At 61.2% G+C, this 14552-nt stretch carries 16 protein-coding genes and 1 pseudogene; 3 read left to right on the top strand and 14 right to left on the bottom strand.

The annotated features are described in order from the left end of the window. Positions 1-121 precede the first annotated feature (121 nt). The 7 genes and pseudogenes from tnpB to C5748_RS26420 form a co-directional block, all read right to left on the bottom strand. Entirely contained in the window at positions 122-331 is a 210-nt protein-coding gene (tnpB, locus tag C5748_RS29600) for an IS66 family insertion sequence element accessory protein TnpB (protein ID WP_105745920.1), read from the bottom strand. Between the two features lie 11 nt (positions 332-342). After that, the gene (locus C5748_RS29100) at positions 343-645 is read right to left on the bottom strand and encodes a helix-turn-helix transcriptional regulator (RefSeq protein WP_245581990.1); all 303 of its coding nucleotides are present in this window, start codon (positions 643-645) and stop codon (positions 343-345) included. 450 nt (positions 646-1095) lie between these two features. Then, positions 1096-1260 (bottom strand): annotated as a pseudogene (locus C5748_RS29095) (transposase); the annotation flags it as partial. Between the two features lie 160 nt (positions 1261-1420). Continuing rightward, entirely contained in the window at positions 1421-2176 is a 756-nt protein-coding gene (locus C5748_RS26435) for a nucleotidyltransferase domain-containing protein (protein WP_245581988.1), read from the bottom strand. A 67-nt stretch (positions 2177-2243) separates the two neighbouring features. Further along, positions 2244-3158: a 4-hydroxybenzoate octaprenyltransferase gene (gene ubiA, locus C5748_RS26430; protein ID WP_105745916.1), complete on the bottom strand. Its 915-nt coding sequence runs from the start codon at positions 3156-3158 to the stop codon at positions 2244-2246. Between the two features lie 7 nt (positions 3159-3165). After that, positions 3166-3963 (bottom strand): class I SAM-dependent methyltransferase, encoded by a 798-nt coding sequence (locus C5748_RS26425; RefSeq protein ID WP_105745914.1) that lies wholly within the window; start codon positions 3961-3963, stop codon positions 3166-3168. A gap of 269 nt (positions 3964-4232) precedes the next feature. Beyond that, positions 4233-4769, bottom strand: a complete 537-nt coding sequence (locus C5748_RS26420; protein WP_105745928.1) for a TetR/AcrR family transcriptional regulator — start codon at positions 4767-4769, stop codon at positions 4233-4235. Between the two features lie 102 nt (positions 4770-4871). Here C5748_RS26420 and C5748_RS26415 point away from each other — a divergent pair, with 102 nt between their 5' ends. Further along, positions 4872-6359, top strand: a complete 1488-nt coding sequence (locus C5748_RS26415; RefSeq protein WP_105745926.1) for an MFS transporter — start codon at positions 4872-4874, stop codon at positions 6357-6359. Between the two features lie 109 nt (positions 6360-6468). Here the strand turns inward: C5748_RS26415 and C5748_RS26410 are convergent, their stop codons facing one another. The 3 genes from C5748_RS26410 to C5748_RS26400 form a co-directional block, all read right to left on the bottom strand. Continuing rightward, positions 6469-6885, bottom strand: coding sequence for a ribbon-helix-helix domain-containing protein (locus C5748_RS26410; RefSeq protein WP_105745924.1), 417 nt, complete (start codon positions 6883-6885; stop codon positions 6469-6471). A gap of 10 nt (positions 6886-6895) precedes the next feature. Then, entirely contained in the window at positions 6896-8878 is a 1983-nt protein-coding gene (locus C5748_RS26405; RefSeq protein ID WP_105745912.1) for a conjugal transfer protein TraG, read from the bottom strand. Between the two features lie 124 nt (positions 8879-9002). Next, positions 9003-9305, bottom strand: a complete 303-nt coding sequence (locus C5748_RS26400; RefSeq protein ID WP_105745910.1) for a DNA -binding domain-containing protein — start codon at positions 9303-9305, stop codon at positions 9003-9005. A gap of 107 nt (positions 9306-9412) precedes the next feature. On the opposite strand from C5748_RS26400, the gene C5748_RS26395 reads away from it, so the two are divergent. Together C5748_RS26395 and C5748_RS26390 are read left to right on the top strand one after the other, a co-directional pair. Further along, complete coding sequence (locus C5748_RS26395; protein WP_105745908.1) at positions 9413-9682, top strand: helix-turn-helix domain-containing protein; 270 nt, start codon at positions 9413-9415, stop codon at positions 9680-9682. A 136-nt stretch (positions 9683-9818) separates the two neighbouring features. Further along, complete coding sequence (locus tag C5748_RS26390; protein WP_105745906.1) at positions 9819-10040, top strand: helix-turn-helix domain-containing protein; 222 nt, start codon at positions 9819-9821, stop codon at positions 10038-10040. A gap of 8 nt (positions 10041-10048) precedes the next feature. On the opposite strand, the gene C5748_RS28695 is transcribed toward C5748_RS26390, so the two are convergent. From C5748_RS28695 to C5748_RS26370, 4 genes are all read right to left on the bottom strand, one after another. Continuing rightward, positions 10049-11281, bottom strand: a complete 1233-nt coding sequence (locus C5748_RS28695) for a DUF3363 domain-containing protein (protein ID WP_199194913.1) — start codon at positions 11279-11281, stop codon at positions 10049-10051. Positions 11282-12211: 930 nt separating this feature from the next. Beyond that, the gene (locus tag C5748_RS26380; RefSeq protein ID WP_105745902.1) at positions 12212-12628 is read right to left on the bottom strand and encodes a hypothetical protein; all 417 of its coding nucleotides are present in this window, start codon (positions 12626-12628) and stop codon (positions 12212-12214) included. Between the two features lie 89 nt (positions 12629-12717). Continuing rightward, on the bottom strand, positions 12718-13806 hold the full coding sequence (locus C5748_RS26375; RefSeq protein ID WP_105745922.1) for an IS110 family RNA-guided transposase: 1089 nt from the start codon (positions 13804-13806) through the stop codon (positions 12718-12720). A 201-nt stretch (positions 13807-14007) separates the two neighbouring features. Then, a partial coding sequence (locus C5748_RS26370) for a lytic transglycosylase domain-containing protein (protein ID WP_146119635.1) occupies positions 14008-14552 on the bottom strand: 545 nt, incomplete at its 5' end.

The raw sequence follows: 14552 nt of genomic DNA, 5'->3' as shown, positions 1-14552 counted from the left end.
CGAATGTGCCAGCCAAACAATGTAGCCGATGGAACCAACTTGTTCACCGGGCTGAGGCCATCCGTCTGCTCAATGCTCAAAATGCATAGATATCAACGAAAGGGCTGTAGTATGAAACCAGTTAGTTCAATAGAAGTATGAAGCCCTGTCTATCGAAGAAGAGGAGTTTCATCCGGTCCCTCTGTCGGTTGCAGAAAGCGAATATGGATCGCGACCACGGATCGAGTTGCATGGTTTGCTCGACCAGTATCGCAAGGCTGTCGATGCCCGCTCTCAGGTCCACCGGTTCCCGGTGAAGATAGACCTTCACATCATCTGCCAGACGGAACATAGCTCAATGCCTCAATCGCAACTGTCGTTATTTGCAGAGCGGCGATCATTGGCCACTTGCGGCGAGTTTGTCCGGTACTTGGGTATAGCCGCGCGGATCGCTGTGCTGTCGGACGTTGAACTCAGGATGCCACGGTTCGCCCAATGCTCCAGGTCAGCAAGTGCATAAACGACCCGGCCTCCGAGCTTGCGATAGATCGGTCCCGTGCCATAGCAGCGGTGCTTTTCCATAGTCCGTACCGACAACCCCAGAAACAGGGCCGCCTCATCGGTGCGCAGATAACGCTTGGCTTCATTGGATAAGGAAGTCTCCATCCTCGTCGCACACGAAGCGACCCCAGCCTCCTGCCGGCTGATGTCGTCAATATCCGGCAATTCCATGCGCTCTCGTTCCGGCCTGGAACCCTGCTCAACAGCACGACCTTCACCGCCATCAATGCCACATCCGGGAAGGCGTCTGTGACGATCAAGCGTCCGCTGAACAATTATCGGATCAAGCTCTGGATGCCGCTCCACCATCGCTTTCAGAACGCTCGCCGTTAGCGCATCCAGGCTGGCTTCCAACAGCGGCGTTACATCTTCCGGGGCAATGTCACCCGGCGCCCCACTCTCGAACAGGCCCGCAGATCGTACACAGGCCGCAGCAGCATGATGCCCGACGCTTTGCGCCTCCGTGCCAGTGAACGCACTTATGGCCTTGATCGGCTCGCAAGCGGCAACGATCTCAATAAACGCTGAAGAGGCAGGCGAGGCCGGGCTTTGCCTGTCTCCTTGCTTCTTCCGATGATCAGTAATCCATTTGCGCACAAGATTCGGATTCAGCCCATTTGCCACCGCAATACCGGCCACCGAAACCCCAGGCTTCAGGCATTCCAGGACCAACCTCTTCTTGTCTGCCGGGTCAAACTGTCGGCCACCATTCGCACGCATGCCTATCGGCTTCAGTGGAAGCCTGTATTTGTCATTTCCATCCATCGCATCTCGCCCCTCCTTTATCGGGCGAAACGCAAACTGCATCATCAGACCGATCAAACACAGGCGCAGCGAAATTCGCGCTTACGTAGCTTACCCGCCGTCACATTCTGCTGGTCTAGCCAGGCAGTATAATGTCCAGCGCTTCAAGGTCCGCTGCGCGCAAACGCGACATATTGAACTTGCCGTGGAGAGCGACGAGCTGTGAGCGATAGAGTTCCACCAGCGAATGGAGCGCCGCCGAGATCGCCTTAGCCTCGCAGGGACAGTAAGACGCCTTCAGGACCGAAAGAACGTTGGGGCTCGCCCGCCGGTCAAACTTCGCCATGACCGCCGTTTCGGGCGTTCGATCATGAAGCCAATCGTCCGCGTGCATAATGTGCTGGCGTAGCTCGTCCAGCAGCGTAAGCGCGTAAATCAGCTCGCCGCGTTTGGCGCGGCGGTAGGTCTCATGGGCCGCAGCCAGCCCTTTACTGATCGAAAAATCAAGTTCGTCCTCGGCAACTGTGAACGGCAGCTCCTGCGAACGCTCCACAAGATTTGCGACCATACCCTCAAGGTCATGCAAGATCCTGATCGGCAGTCGATACCAGGGCGAAGGAGCGAGTGTGCTGGCGTCGTAGTAGAAAATATCGATCTTGCCGAACGGACGAAAATGCGACACGCAGTGCTGTGCACCGGGCACCCACTCGTTGAACAGGAAGCCGGGCCACGCCTTCGGAATCTCCCGGCGCTGATCGACATAATAGGCGTGGCGATCCCGCTGCACGACGACCCGCAGATCGATATCGGAAAAAGCATCCGCGCTACCGGCCGCGAGCGACCCGCCAAGGAAAATGCCAGTGACGGCAGGATCGCGGGAGAAGAATTGCACCGCAGTGTCCAAAAGCCGGTCTCGAGCGTCGGTCAGTGTCCTTCCGTCAAATTGCACGTTGAAAACCTCACCATGTTCCCGCAAGGGCCACAGCCGCCAGCAACGCTCCGGTCAGAATGTTCGCCAGGAAGAGGCGGAAATTCACCTCTGGGCGCGCAAGGTCGATCCGCCAAGTCTGCCAGGCGAGGTGGGCGCCGACCACCAGCATTCCGATAGCGTAGGGCCACGACATGCCCAACAGCCAGCCGCCAAGCGACCATGCCCCGATAGTCAGAGCGTAGAACAGACTAATGCAGATCTTGCCGTGCTTGCCGAACAGGATCGCCGTCGATTTCAGGCCAAGGCGGGTGTCGTCTTTGACGTCAACGTAGGCATAGACGGTATCGAAACCGATCTGCCACGCGATGGCCCCAGCCCACATAAGAACGGCTCCCGTCGGAATATGTCCTGTCACCTCGCCCCATGCCATCAGCATGCCCCAGTTGAACGCTGCGCCCAGGACAGCTTGCGGCCAATTGGTGAAACGCTTGCAAAGCGGATAGATGAACACGAGCGGCAGAACGCATATTGCGACCAATCGCGTATAGGGAGTGAGGAAAAGCAATAGCGACGCAGCCAATAAGAGCTGCACGCCCAGAAAGACAAAGGCTTGTAGCGTGTCGATCTGCCCGCTTGCCAATGGCCGAAAGCGGGTGCGCTCAACGTGACCGTCAAAGTTTCGATCGGCGATGTCATTGACGGTGGGGCCGGCGCTCCGCATCAAAAACGCTCCCAGAGAGAAAATAACCAGTTGCCGAAGGTCCGGAAAACCATGGGACGCTTGAATCAGCGCGGCCCAACAAGGGAACAGCGTCAACCATATTCCAACGGGGCGGTCCAGTCGCGCTAGTCGGGTGTATGGCCGCCACGCGGCCGGCAGCCGGCGATCGACCCAATCGCCGAAATGAATGTCACTCAGATCAGGGCGGCTTGTTATCGACATAGGAACCTCAAGCAGTCTTCCGGCTAATAAACAGACCGCTTTCCTTTTCGACCTCAAGCACGCCATTGCCTGCCTTAAACGCCTCGGTGATCGCATCGCGAAATGCGGCAAGCTGCGCCTCGTCCGCTTCGTCACCGGGCGGATAGGACGTAAGCGCCATGAACACATCTTCCGGTTCAGTCACCCGCAAGCGGGCCGGATGCTGCGTCATGGCGACGTTTCCGAACTGCGCTCGCATGCGCCGCTCGGCGGCATCGTATCCGAACGCTGCGCCGGCGGGATCAAAAGGCGGACTACCGAACGCGGTTGTCAGCCCATAAAGCTCGTGCATGTTGCCGGCCCCGTTTGTCGTCACCGCGAGGAAACCGCCCGGTTTTAAAACGCGATGCAGTTCCGCGATACCTTTTGATGGGTCGGGCAGGTGGTAGAACATGTGCATCGCTATGACGTAATCGAACGCACCATCCTCAAAGGGCAAGGCGGTCGCATCAGCCTGTTGGCCCGCAACACTCCGAAACGGCAGTCGCTGGCATCGCTCAACGGCTTCCGCCACCATGCCGGGAGAAAGATCGGAGAGTGTCAGATCAAGCCCTTCCGGCAGGTCATTTGCAGTCGACGCCCAGAACCACCCCGGACCACAGCCAACATCCAGAACGCTGTTGCCAGCCTCAAGAGAAAGTTGCTTTGCCACCCATGGGAACCAGCCAACCTCAGCAATTGTATACTCGCTGTTGAGACGCGCCCGCGCAGCCAGCTTCCTGCTATCCCCATACTGTTGTTCATTGCCGGAAGTCATAGATGACATGCTTTTCCTCCTTCAAGTGGCAACATCAGTCGATGTTTCCACCTGACCTTATGGTTTGTCTGATCTATCATGTTGGAATCGATCAGTGTCAGCCAACAGCGGCTAGGATACTATATCGCGTGATAATTCTTTCAGGAACCTGCTTCCCGTCGCCAGCTTCCGGCAATTCGAGTTACGAAACGGCGTTTGTAGCGTGGCTGGCGCCGTTATTGTCGTTAGAAGCCAACCCTTGAGTCGTATCGTCTGCCTGGAACGCGTTCTGCTACTCCCTATCGCAGGGTCGCGGCGATATCGCCCATAATCTCTGCCCACTCACCCTCGTCAATGTCCATCAGGCGGAAGAAGCGCAGCGCGAACACGCCTTCGGTGGCAAAAAAGGCAAGCCGGGCGCGGCGACCCTCCTGGGTCGAGGTGTCGAGACCGGCAAGACGCTCGCGATACCAGCGCTGCGTTGGCTCCAGATCTTCCGGTGTTTGCAGCAGTGCGGCCATGAGACTTGCCGCCTTGGCGCTAGAGGATGCATCGGATTGACGCGTTGCCTCGACATGCGCCCGTACTGCCGTCACCGGATCGGGGTTTGCGCCGGCAATCCTGCCGAAGCGGTCGTCGTAGCTCTTCCCCCATCGTTCAAACATCGCGTCGATCAGCCCCTGCTTGGCTCCGAAGCTGTACTGCACGCCGCCCTTGGTGATACCGGCTGCCTTGGCGAGCGCATCGATGGTCAGCGCCGCAGCGCCTTGCGTTGTGACGATCTTCTCCGCCACATCCAGGAGCGCCTCGCGGTCGATTGTCTTCTTCCGACCCATCATCACCTCTTTCAATTCAATACGTATGTATTTATATGACGATAACTGTCTATCGTCCAGCCCGTGGAAAGGCCGGACCACTGAAACCTAATGGTGAACCCCGTGCAATCGCATCTCCGCTGGCTCGTCCTGGCCATTCTTTCCAGCGCTCTCCTGCTCATTGTCATCGACGTGACAGTGCTCTATCTGGCCCTGCCGAGCCTTACACACGACCTGCATGCGTCCGCAGCCGAGAAACTGTGGATCGTCAACGCCTACGCACTGACAGTAGCGGGACTGCTGCCCGGCATGGGCGCGCTCGGCGATCGTTTCGGACACAAGAGGTTCTTCGTCATGGGCCTCGTGGTTTTTGGAGGCGCGTCGCTGCTGGCGGCGTTCTCGCCAAATCCCGTCATTCTCATTGCCGCCCGCGTGATCCTTGCCGTCGGCGCGGCCATGATGATGCCGGCGACGCTCGCGATCATCCGCCACACCTTCGAGGATCCTCGCGAGCGCTCCATCGCCATTGGTGTCTGGGCTGCAATCGCCTCGGGCGGCGCCGCACTGGGGCCGGTGGTCGGCGGTGTGTTGCTGGAATATTTCTGGTGGGGCTCGGTGTTTCTCATCAATCTGCCAATCGTGCTCATTGCGCTCGTACTCGCGGTGGCGGTCATCCCTCAACGGGATGGCAATCCCAACCGCCCGTTCGATCTTGTCGCCTCAGTGCAGATCATGATCGCGCTGGTTGGAATGACCTTCGCCATCAAGGAGGTCAGCAAGGCCGATCCCTCGCTCATGCTGGCTGTCGCGGCCGTCATTATCAGCCTTATCGCCGGTGCCGCCTACGTGCGCCGGCAGCGCTGGTCGAAAGCACCTATGCTTGACTTCACCCTGTTTCGCAGCCGCGTCTTCACCGCAGGGGTGATCGCCGCCCTCATTGCCTCGGCCGCGCTCATGGGCATGGAGCTCGCCGTCAGCCAGAGAATGCAACTTGTTGCCGATTTGTCGCCACTGCAAGCGGGCATAGCGCTGCTGCCGATCCCCCTTGCGGCTTTCGTCGCCGGACCGCTGACCGGCTTTGTGCTCCCGCGGCTGGGCACCGAACGTGTTCTGTGGTCCTCGCTCGCCCTCTCGGCGGTCGGCATACTGACTTATCTTTTCGGCTACCAGTCCGGGGTGCTGATACAAATCGCGGCGTTCACCACGATCGGTGTCGGCATCGGCGCGGCAATGACGGCGGCATCCAGCGCCATTCTGCTCAACGCACCTGCTGACAAGGCGGGCATGGTGGCCTCGATCGAGGAGGTTTCATACGAGCTCGGCGGGGCCTTCGGCATCGCCATTCTCGGCAGCCTTCTGTCAGCGGTCTATTCCACATCGTTCCAGGTACCGGTGGGAGCCGCTATGCCGGAAACCGCGCGGGACAGCATCGACGGGGCTCTGCTCGCGGCCGAAACGTTGCCTGAAGATCTTGCCTCGGCGCTCGTGAACCAGGCGCAGGGCGCGTTCGACAGCGCCTTCATGGTCGTGCTGACTGTCGCAGTCGTAATGCTCATTGCCGCCGCGATTGGCATCGCGGCGCTGGCACAACGGGTGCGGGTGAACCAATAACGTCACGCCGGGATCGAGGTTTACTGCGGGCTGAACTCGATCGAAAGTCTGCGAAGGATTAAGATGAAACTTAATCTTCGTGGTTGAGAATTGCGTTCCTTCCGGGTGTTCATTCTGATACGTCCATATCCTGGGACAGTTCCTTGAGGAACCTGTCACCCGTCGCCAGCCGCCGGCCCAAGGACTGCATGAAGCCCTCGAAGCGCTCCGCCCCCTTTGCGCGGGCTGATTCCTTCGCACTGTCCGGCAATGGTGGCGTGATGGTCAGCCAGAAGCGGATGAAGAGCGAGAGGGTCTCGCCAAGGATGGCGAGATCTTCGTCGAGCGTGTCGACCTGGCGGCCCAGCCTGTCCAGGCGGCGCGACATGGCCGCTTCCAGCTTCTCGCTCGTGTCGCCCGACAGGAAGGACGCAACGGCGGCCTCGACAATGGCGGATTTCGACACCTTCCGACGCAGCGCCAGGGCCTCGACCTGTTTGAGCAACGCGGGATCGAAATAGACATTCATGCGGGTTCGGGTCGTCATGGGCGTGTCCTTAAAGCTCGATGCCATCGGCCGGGTTCATCGACGCCTGCCGCGCAACCGTCCGCATGCGCTGACGCATGGTGCGGGCTTTTGCGGCATCGACGTCCGGCTCGTCGTCGAGCACGTCGAATTCCTGCGCGGGCGGTGTTGGCGGCGCGACGATTTCCTCGTGCTCAGGCAATTCAGGCTCGCGGCGGATACCGGCATTGTCGGGATCGCCATCGCCGCCACTGCCAGCGGCCTCTGTATCGCTCGTCGCGGCAAGGACGCGGCTTGACCAGTCGTCGGATGTTGATGTGGTCGCCCCAGCAGATGCCAGATCGGGCGGCGGCAGGATGCGTTCCTGCAACCTGCCATCCTCAAAATAACGCGCCTTCTTCGCCCGGATCGGCGGCGTTCCCGCCACCATGACGATCTCGTCGGCGGGCGGCAGTTGCATGATTTCGCCGGGGGTCATCAGCGGGCGCGCGGTCTCCTGTCGCGACACCATGAGATGTCCGAGCCAGGGAGCCAGTCTGTGTCCGGCGTAATTGGTGGAATCGCGCAGCTCGGTCGCAGTGCCAAGGGAATCTGATACGCGCTTGGCCGTGCGCTCGTCATTGGTAGCGAAAGCGACGCGGACATGGCAGTTGTCGAGGATGGAGTTGTTCGGCCCGTAGGCACGTTCGATCTGGTTGAGGCTCTGCGCGATCAGGAAGGATTTGAGCCCGTAACCCGCCATGAAGGCGAGCGCGGATTCGAAGAAATCCAGCCGGCCAAGCGCCGGAAACTCGTCGAGCATCATCAGCAAGCGATGGCGCTTGCCCGATGTCGTCAATTCCTCGGTGAGTCTGCGTCCGATCTGGTTGAGGATCAGTCGGATAAGTGGCTTGGTGCGGTTGATGTCGGAGGGCGGGACGACAAGGTAGAGACTGACCGGCCTCCGGCTGCCGACAAGATCGGCAATGCGCCAATCGCAGCGGGCCGTCACCCGCGCCACGACGGGATCGCGGTAGAGACCAAGAAACGACATCGCGGTGCTGAGCACGCCGCTGCGTTCATTCTCGGACTTGTTCAGCAACTCACGGGCTGACGATGCGATGACCGGATGAACACCAGCTTCGCCCAGATGCGGCGTATCCATCATGGCGCGCAAGGTCGCCTCGACCGGGCGGCGGGGATCGGACAGGAAATTGGCGACGCCGGCCAGGGTCTTGTCCTTCTCGGCATAGAGAACATGCAGGATCGCGCCGACAAGCAGCGAATGGCTGGTCTTTTCCCAGTGGTTCCTTTTGTCGAGGCTGCCTTCGGGATCGACCAGAATGTCTGCGATGTTCTGCACGTCGCGGACTTCCCATTCGCCCTGCCGCACCTCCAATAGCGGATTGTAGGCTGAAGATTTGGCGTTGGTCGGATCGAACAGCAGGACGCGGCCGTGCTGCGCCCGGAAGCCCGCCGTCAGCATCCAGTTCTCACCTTTGATGTCATGGACGATGCAGCTTCCCGGCCAAGTCAGCAGCGTCGGCACCACGAGGCCGACGCCCTTGCCGCTTCGGGTCGGCGCGAAGCACAGCACATGCTCCGGGCCATCATGGCGCAGATAGTTGCGGTCGTATCGACCAAGCACGGCACCATCGGGACCGAGCAGGCCAGCCGAGCGGATTTCCCTGTCCTCCGCCCATCGCGCCGATCCGTAGGTGGCAACATTCCGGGCTTCCCGCGCCCGAATGATCGACATCATGATGGCGGCCGCGATGGCGATGAAACCCCCGGACACGGCGATGATGCCGCCCTCCGTGAAAATCGCGGGCGCATAGGCGTCGTAGGAAAACCACCACCAGAAGAAGGCCGGGGGGTAATAGACCGGCCAGCCTGCCAGCTCGAACCATGGTGTGCCGAGTTGAGGCTGAAAGCCGAGCCGCCATGCGGTCCACTGCGTCGCCGCCCATACCATCACCAGGACAATGGTGAAGACGACGGTGATCTGCCCCCAAAGGATTCGGCCTCCACGCATACACACTCCTAATCGGCAAAAAAGATGGAGTCGATCAGAGAATAGGCAGTTGTGCGAGAGGCAACAGTAAAGGTGAGTCCGGAGGGCTGCCGGACACTATAGCGTATAAATAGGACGGGTTGCGTCAGTGCAGGCGCTTGGCGCGCTCTTCCTCGCAAGCCTGTTCAAGAAGCCGCCGATAGCCCTTCTTCGTCATCCATTGCGCGCGGGCGAGATGGCTCTCCCAGCAATGGCGCGTGCGGGCTTCCTCCGCGACCGGATCGCGATGAAGAACGATCTGCGCCACCTCCTTCCAGTCCGCCCCGTCCGTCTCCGCGTCCAGTAGACGGAGGTAGGTCACGAAATGTTCTTCGTCGTAAGTGGTTATGTCGGTGCCGGTCGGCGCCTCATCGTCAACATCAGGGTCAAGCTTGGGTCTGACACGCATCAAACGCCCTCCTTCTCGGGCTCGCGACACACATAATCCCGAACTGGGATAATCCTGAAACAGGATTAACGGAACGGCTCCCTTTCATCAATGGAGCGACGTTCCGAATGCAGAAATCCTTGCGCACGCCCCGACAGCAGCTCCTCCTGTCCCTGCTTATCGAGGCTCGCAAGGCGAAGGGACTGACCCAGGCGGACGTTGCCGCCGCACTTGGCAAGCCGCAATCCTTCGTCGCCAAGTATGAGAACGCAGAGCGACGGATTGATGTCATCGAGTTTGTGGATATTGCGGCGGCGCTGGGCGTCCCGACTGCCGCTATACTGATGCGGATCGAATCAGTCACCCGGAAAGGCGCGAGGGACCGATCTGGAAAATAGAACGTCTCTATGATGCGTCATGTTTCAGTCATGGGTGCGATACCGCCTCGGGCATTGCATGCCGAATACCAGATGCAATAACGAATCGGAGCGATCATTCCTAAAATGATCGCTCCGATGCTGGTTCCCTCTCGCCATGGCTCTCAAGGAGGTCGTGGCGAAGAATCTGCGTCGGGCACGTCATGATAAAAGGATGACGCAAAAGGAGCTGGCCGACCGCGCCGGCCTTAGCTCACGCTATATCGGCGCGATCGAGCGAACCGACGTGTCTGCCAGCGTTACAGTGCTTGACCAGATTGCCGACGCTTTGGAGGTTGAGCCGACAGAGCTACTGCAAAGGCCAGGGAGAAAATCGTAACGTTTCGATCACAATCCCAGCCCTCTTTGCCGCCCCAATTGCCACGATACCGAACCACCTTGCACGATGCCCATGACTTCGCGGCCGAGCTGGCGGTCGATGATCGGCCGCCACGGAACAAGGGTGAACTCGTGCGCCTTCTCGACTACAGCAAACTTGCCGCTGGATAGCTGCACGGTCCCGGTGAACTTGCCGCTGACGGTTTCGCCGTCCGTGGCGGCGCGGAACGGCAGCGCCCTACTCGTAGCCATCTGCGCACCGACGCCGGCAACCTCACGCTCGCGCAGGGTGGCGAGGAGATTGCGCCGATAGAAGATGCGGCCATCCCGGTTGCGGGTGGCGTCGCCGTGCTCGATATGATGCTCGCGGCGCTGGTCCATCGCCTCGCGCACCTGCTGGCCGAAACCGGCCGGCGCAAGGTCGGATGCATCGGACGTAATAAGCCTCCGGTCGAGCCAGGTCGCGCCGTCCGCACCGATCTGCCTTTCAAGATCGAAGGTCGATAGGACGCGAACGCTGGCCTGCCGGTTGCGACCGGCATCATAGGCGGCGGCGCGGCTGTCGAAATCTTCGGGGATGCGCCATTGGTCAGCGTCGATCCGTTCGACGATCCCGGCTCGGCGCAGCGCCTCCAGCCGACGCACATGGGCATTGACATAACCCTCATAGTCGCCGCCGGGAATGCGGCCCTCGAACTTGGCCTGCTCCAGATGACGGCTCGGCCGATAGATGCCGTCCTCGGCGATGGCGGTAATGGTGCGGTCGGACGGGCGGCTTGCTGTGTCGGGCGGGCCGATCTCGACGATGCTGCCGATCCGTGCGTCCTCGACGCGGGCTGGATCGACGCCCGCGATATGGTGCGTCCGCCCATCGATCCCGTCGACCACGACGGTCAGGTTCTCGCCCAGCTCGTCCGACAGGTATTTGTCCACGACGCGGCCGACGATCGGAACTTCAGGCGCGGTGTCGTGGACTTGGAACGTCATCGGATCTCGCTCCAGTCCATCGGCCTTTAGCGCCTTGTGCATGTTGCGGATGATGTCGCCGCGTTCGCCCAATTCGCGCAGGGCTGGCTCCACCCGCTCGCTCAATTCCCAGACGCCCGGCGCATGTTCGGTGGCGAGCCCCATCTTCTCCAGCTTGGCGAGACGGCGCAGGCGCAGCGTGCGATTGAACTGTCGCTTCGGATCGGCCGGCTCATGGCGCAGGTCGAGGAAGCGGTCTTCGACTTCCTCGGTCATAGCTCGGTCGATGCGGGTGAAGCGGTCCTGGTGGATTTCGGCCGACAGCTTGCGGCTCTGCTCGATCTCTGTGACGGGGCCAAGCTCCAGCGTGGTCAATTCGCTCGCCCGCTCGCGGATACCATTGGCGAGATAGTCGCCGTTGATGACAAGGTTCTCGCCCAGATCGTCCTTGCCGCGCACGATGATATGCACATGGGGATGGCCGGTGTTGTGATGATTCACCGCAACCCAATCCAGTTTCGTGCCAAGATCGGTTTCGACCTGGCTCATGAGGTCGCGCGTATAGGCGGTGACGTCCGAGAGGTCCGCGCCGTCCTCCGGCGAGACGATGAACCGGAACTGATGGCGATCATTCGCGCCGCGCTCGACAAAGGCATGGCCATCGGCGCGGTCCTCGGTGGCGGAATAGAGCTGGCCGCGCTCACCATCGCGCGATGTGCCATCGCGCTGAATATAGCGCAGATAGGCAGCGGACTTGCCGTTCTTGCCCGCGTTCTGGACATAGCGGGTTTTGACAATGACGCGACGCATTCCGGGTGCGCTGTGCCGCCAGCCGCCCGACAGCGTGCGGGCGCGCACGAAGGCCGCGCCGCGTCCGCGCTTCAAGCCCGGTCCGCCGTTCTTCCGCGAAGCCTTGCCGCCCTTGGCGAGCGCCTGCGATCTGGAGCGCGGCGACGGTAACGCCAATGATCGCGACGGGCTGTTGCTATGCTGACGGGCGAGCTTCTTCGCCTGGGTGAGAAAGCTTTTGGTCTGGCCTGCCTTCGGGGTGTCGGACCGAACACGGCCGGGCTTCGGACGGAAGCGGATTTCGTCATCGTCGCTCATGGATGCGACTCCAGCCCAAATTGCCGGAAACCGCCCGATTTCAGGCCACAGTGCCGGTCGAAATCCAGCAAAGCCGAGGGATTGTGGATGGACGCGGCACTACGCGGCCAAAACCACGGTGCCGCTCGCGGCTCCCCTAACCAGTGTGCAGACAACAACCATTTCAGAAACCGGGCCAACGTAGTGCCGGTTTCCTTTATCTTGCCCTCGTAATTGGCGCCTCTTTCTCTGTTCTTTTTGCCATCGTCGTTTCTCCTTCTGTCTACGAAGATATACGCTTTTCTTCTCGATATCACGTGTCTGCCTCCAGTTTTCGAGTTCCGATGCGCCTTGCACTCGTCCGCGCTCTGCGACGGGGTGTTTCGGCTGCACTTTGGCAGCGCCCGAACCGTCGCGGCGCAATTTTCCATCGGACTGACGGAGCATCGTCACAGGCACTCGGGCGCGGTCCGTCCGGCTGTTGTCCGGTGCGGCCGCAGGCAAGATATCGTGCGTTCCGTCGTTGATGGTCTGCATCGGTCCTCATCCGCCGGAGCGGATCTCCGTGTTCTATGTCGCGGCCGTTTCCTTGCGGCCGGAATGTCTTATGGCGGCTATCGATTGGTTCATGCGTGGGCTCCCAGGTGCTTGCGCACCTTGACCTGCGCGCGCCGGGCGGCATCGGTTTCAGTTTCCGTCGAGTCACCGACGTAGAAGGTGCCGTCGCTCCACATGGCGTGCATGATCACCGCCAGCTTGCGCGCCACCGCGACCACCGCTTTGCGGTGGCAGGAGCGTTTGGCGATCTGCTGGCCCCAGCTCTTGACCTTGTCCTTGCCCTTGAAGCGCGTCATCAGGCCAGACGCCGCTTCATAGAGCGCGCGCCTGACATCGGCATCGCCCGCTTTCGAGATGCGTCCCTTCACGTCGATCGACGTGCCCGACTGCCATCGTCGCGACGTCAACCCGAAGTAGGCCGCGACGTCGCGCGAGCGGCGGAAGCGCGTCGGATCGTCGATCGCCGTCATGAACGACAGCGCCGTCACCGGACCGACGCCGGGGATCGCCAGGAAGCGCCGGCACAGCTCACTCTGCGCCACCATTTTCACGACCAGATCGTGCAGCCGGCAATATTCCTTCCACAGCGCCGCGCGCGCCGTCAGCATGGCGTCCATCAGCTCGGCGGTGAGCGGATCGTCCGCCACCGCCTCGCGCACGGCCTGATCGAACTTGCCGCGCGAGGTGCCCCCGAGTTTGATGCCGAAGCTCTTCAGCGAATGACGCACAGCGTTTTCCAAGTCGAGGAACTTGCGCTTCAGATTGCGCCGGTGCGTCAGCAGAAGCCGCATCCGGTAGCAGCTTTCCGTCTTCACATGCGCGGCGCGGAACCAGCCGGTGCGCATGATGTGGGCGATGCCGAGCGCATCCTTTTCGTCGGTCTTGTTGCGCTGCGCCGACATCGCCGCGCGCACATGCTGCGTCTCCAGGCAAATCACCGGCAGGCCGAGTTTCAGCAACTCCGGATGCAGCCAGGGTGACAACGATCCCGCTTCATGACCGACGCGCCGCAGCCGCGCCACGAACGGTTTCAGCGCCGCAAACAGCGCTTCCGGCTCGCTCGCCACCTTGACCGTCAGATGCACCTCGCCACGGTCGTCGACGACGCAGACCGCCGTCTCCTCGATCGCAACATCCAGTCCACAAAAGAATTCCATCATTCGCCTCCTGCGTGGTTTCGGGGCTGACACTTTAGCGCCAGTCACGGACGTTGCGCCCGCAGATAAGGCACCAGGCCAATTACGGGCGGCACTCCGCCTTTTCTGCCCTTTCCGCCCTCCCCTCCGGAATTCCAGCCAGGCGCAAACCTGTCTGCCTGCACCCCGGAATGGCCGCCGCCGTGGACGAGAACGCCGTAATCATGGCGCTCCTCCGTCGCTCGCGCGAGCCACGAAAATGCTGCCGTCTTGCGGCTCCATGTCGGCGGGATCGCGCACCGGAACGGTCGCGCGGGCGTCGCTGGATTGCGTCTCGGATGACGGCGCGGCGGTCGGCCGACTGTCGTTCGAGCGCAGCACGAAGAGCGGCGCATCGCGCCAGTCGAGCGGCGGTACGGACCGTCGAGCCCGCGCATCGGACGCAGCCATGTCGCCGAGAACAGGCGCGAGTGTAGCCACGTAGGCGCGCGTCTCGGCGGGCAGCGGACGGCCGGGCGAACGATGCTCGTCGTAGCGGCCGGGACCGGCATTGTAGGCGGCGAGCATAGCCGCGACATTGCCGTAGCGATCCCACATCTCGCGCAGATAGGCCGTGCCTGCGAGAATGTTGTCACGCGGCTGTGCGCCAGGAGGCGGGGTGGGAACCCGCATAAGCTGGTGACGATCCTGTGGGGTGAAAGGCCCCACGCCCGTCGTAGCACAGTGCGATGGGACAAGCAGAGGGATGAGGAAACCCATGTGCCTAT

This window comes from Phyllobacterium phragmitis (assembly GCF_002980495.1).
Taxonomy (GTDB): domain Bacteria; phylum Pseudomonadota; class Alphaproteobacteria; order Rhizobiales; family Rhizobiaceae; genus Paramesorhizobium; species Paramesorhizobium phragmitis.
Note: the sequence above shows the minus strand (reverse complement) of the source record. Positions and strands in the feature narration are given on the sequence as shown.

Coding starts and splice junctions, on each gene's coding strand:
- tnpB (WP_105745920.1), bottom strand. CDS start 331: ATGTTCCGTCTGGCAGATGATGTGAAGGTCTATCTTCACCGGGAACCG.
- C5748_RS29100 (WP_245581990.1), bottom strand. CDS start 645: ATGGAGACTTCCTTATCCAATGAAGCCAAGCGTTATCTGCGCACCGAT.
- ubiA (WP_105745916.1), bottom strand. CDS start 3,158: ATGTCGATAACAAGCCGCCCTGATCTGAGTGACATTCATTTCGGCGAT.
- C5748_RS26425 (WP_105745914.1), bottom strand. CDS start 3,963: ATGTCATCTATGACTTCCGGCAATGAACAACAGTATGGGGATAGCAGG.
- C5748_RS26420 (WP_105745928.1), bottom strand. CDS start 4,769: ATGGGTCGGAAGAAGACAATCGACCGCGAGGCGCTCCTGGATGTGGCG.
- C5748_RS26410 (WP_105745924.1), bottom strand. CDS start 6,885: ATGACGACCCGAACCCGCATGAATGTCTATTTCGATCCCGCGTTGCTC.
- C5748_RS26405 (WP_105745912.1), bottom strand. CDS start 8,878: ATGCGTGGAGGCCGAATCCTTTGGGGGCAGATCACCGTCGTCTTCACC.
- C5748_RS26400 (WP_105745910.1), bottom strand. CDS start 9,305: ATGCGTGTCAGACCCAAGCTTGACCCTGATGTTGACGATGAGGCGCCG.
- C5748_RS26395 (WP_105745908.1), top strand. CDS start 9,413: ATGCAGAAATCCTTGCGCACGCCCCGACAGCAGCTCCTCCTGTCCCTG.
- C5748_RS26390 (WP_105745906.1), top strand. CDS start 9,819: ATGGCTCTCAAGGAGGTCGTGGCGAAGAATCTGCGTCGGGCACGTCAT.
- C5748_RS28695 (WP_199194913.1), bottom strand. CDS start 11,281: ATGACCGAGGAAGTCGAAGACCGCTTCCTCGACCTGCGCCATGAGCCG.
- C5748_RS26380 (WP_105745902.1), bottom strand. CDS start 12,628: ATGCAGACCATCAACGACGGAACGCACGATATCTTGCCTGCGGCCGCA.
- C5748_RS26375 (WP_105745922.1), bottom strand. CDS start 13,806: ATGGAATTCTTTTGTGGACTGGATGTTGCGATCGAGGAGACGGCGGTC.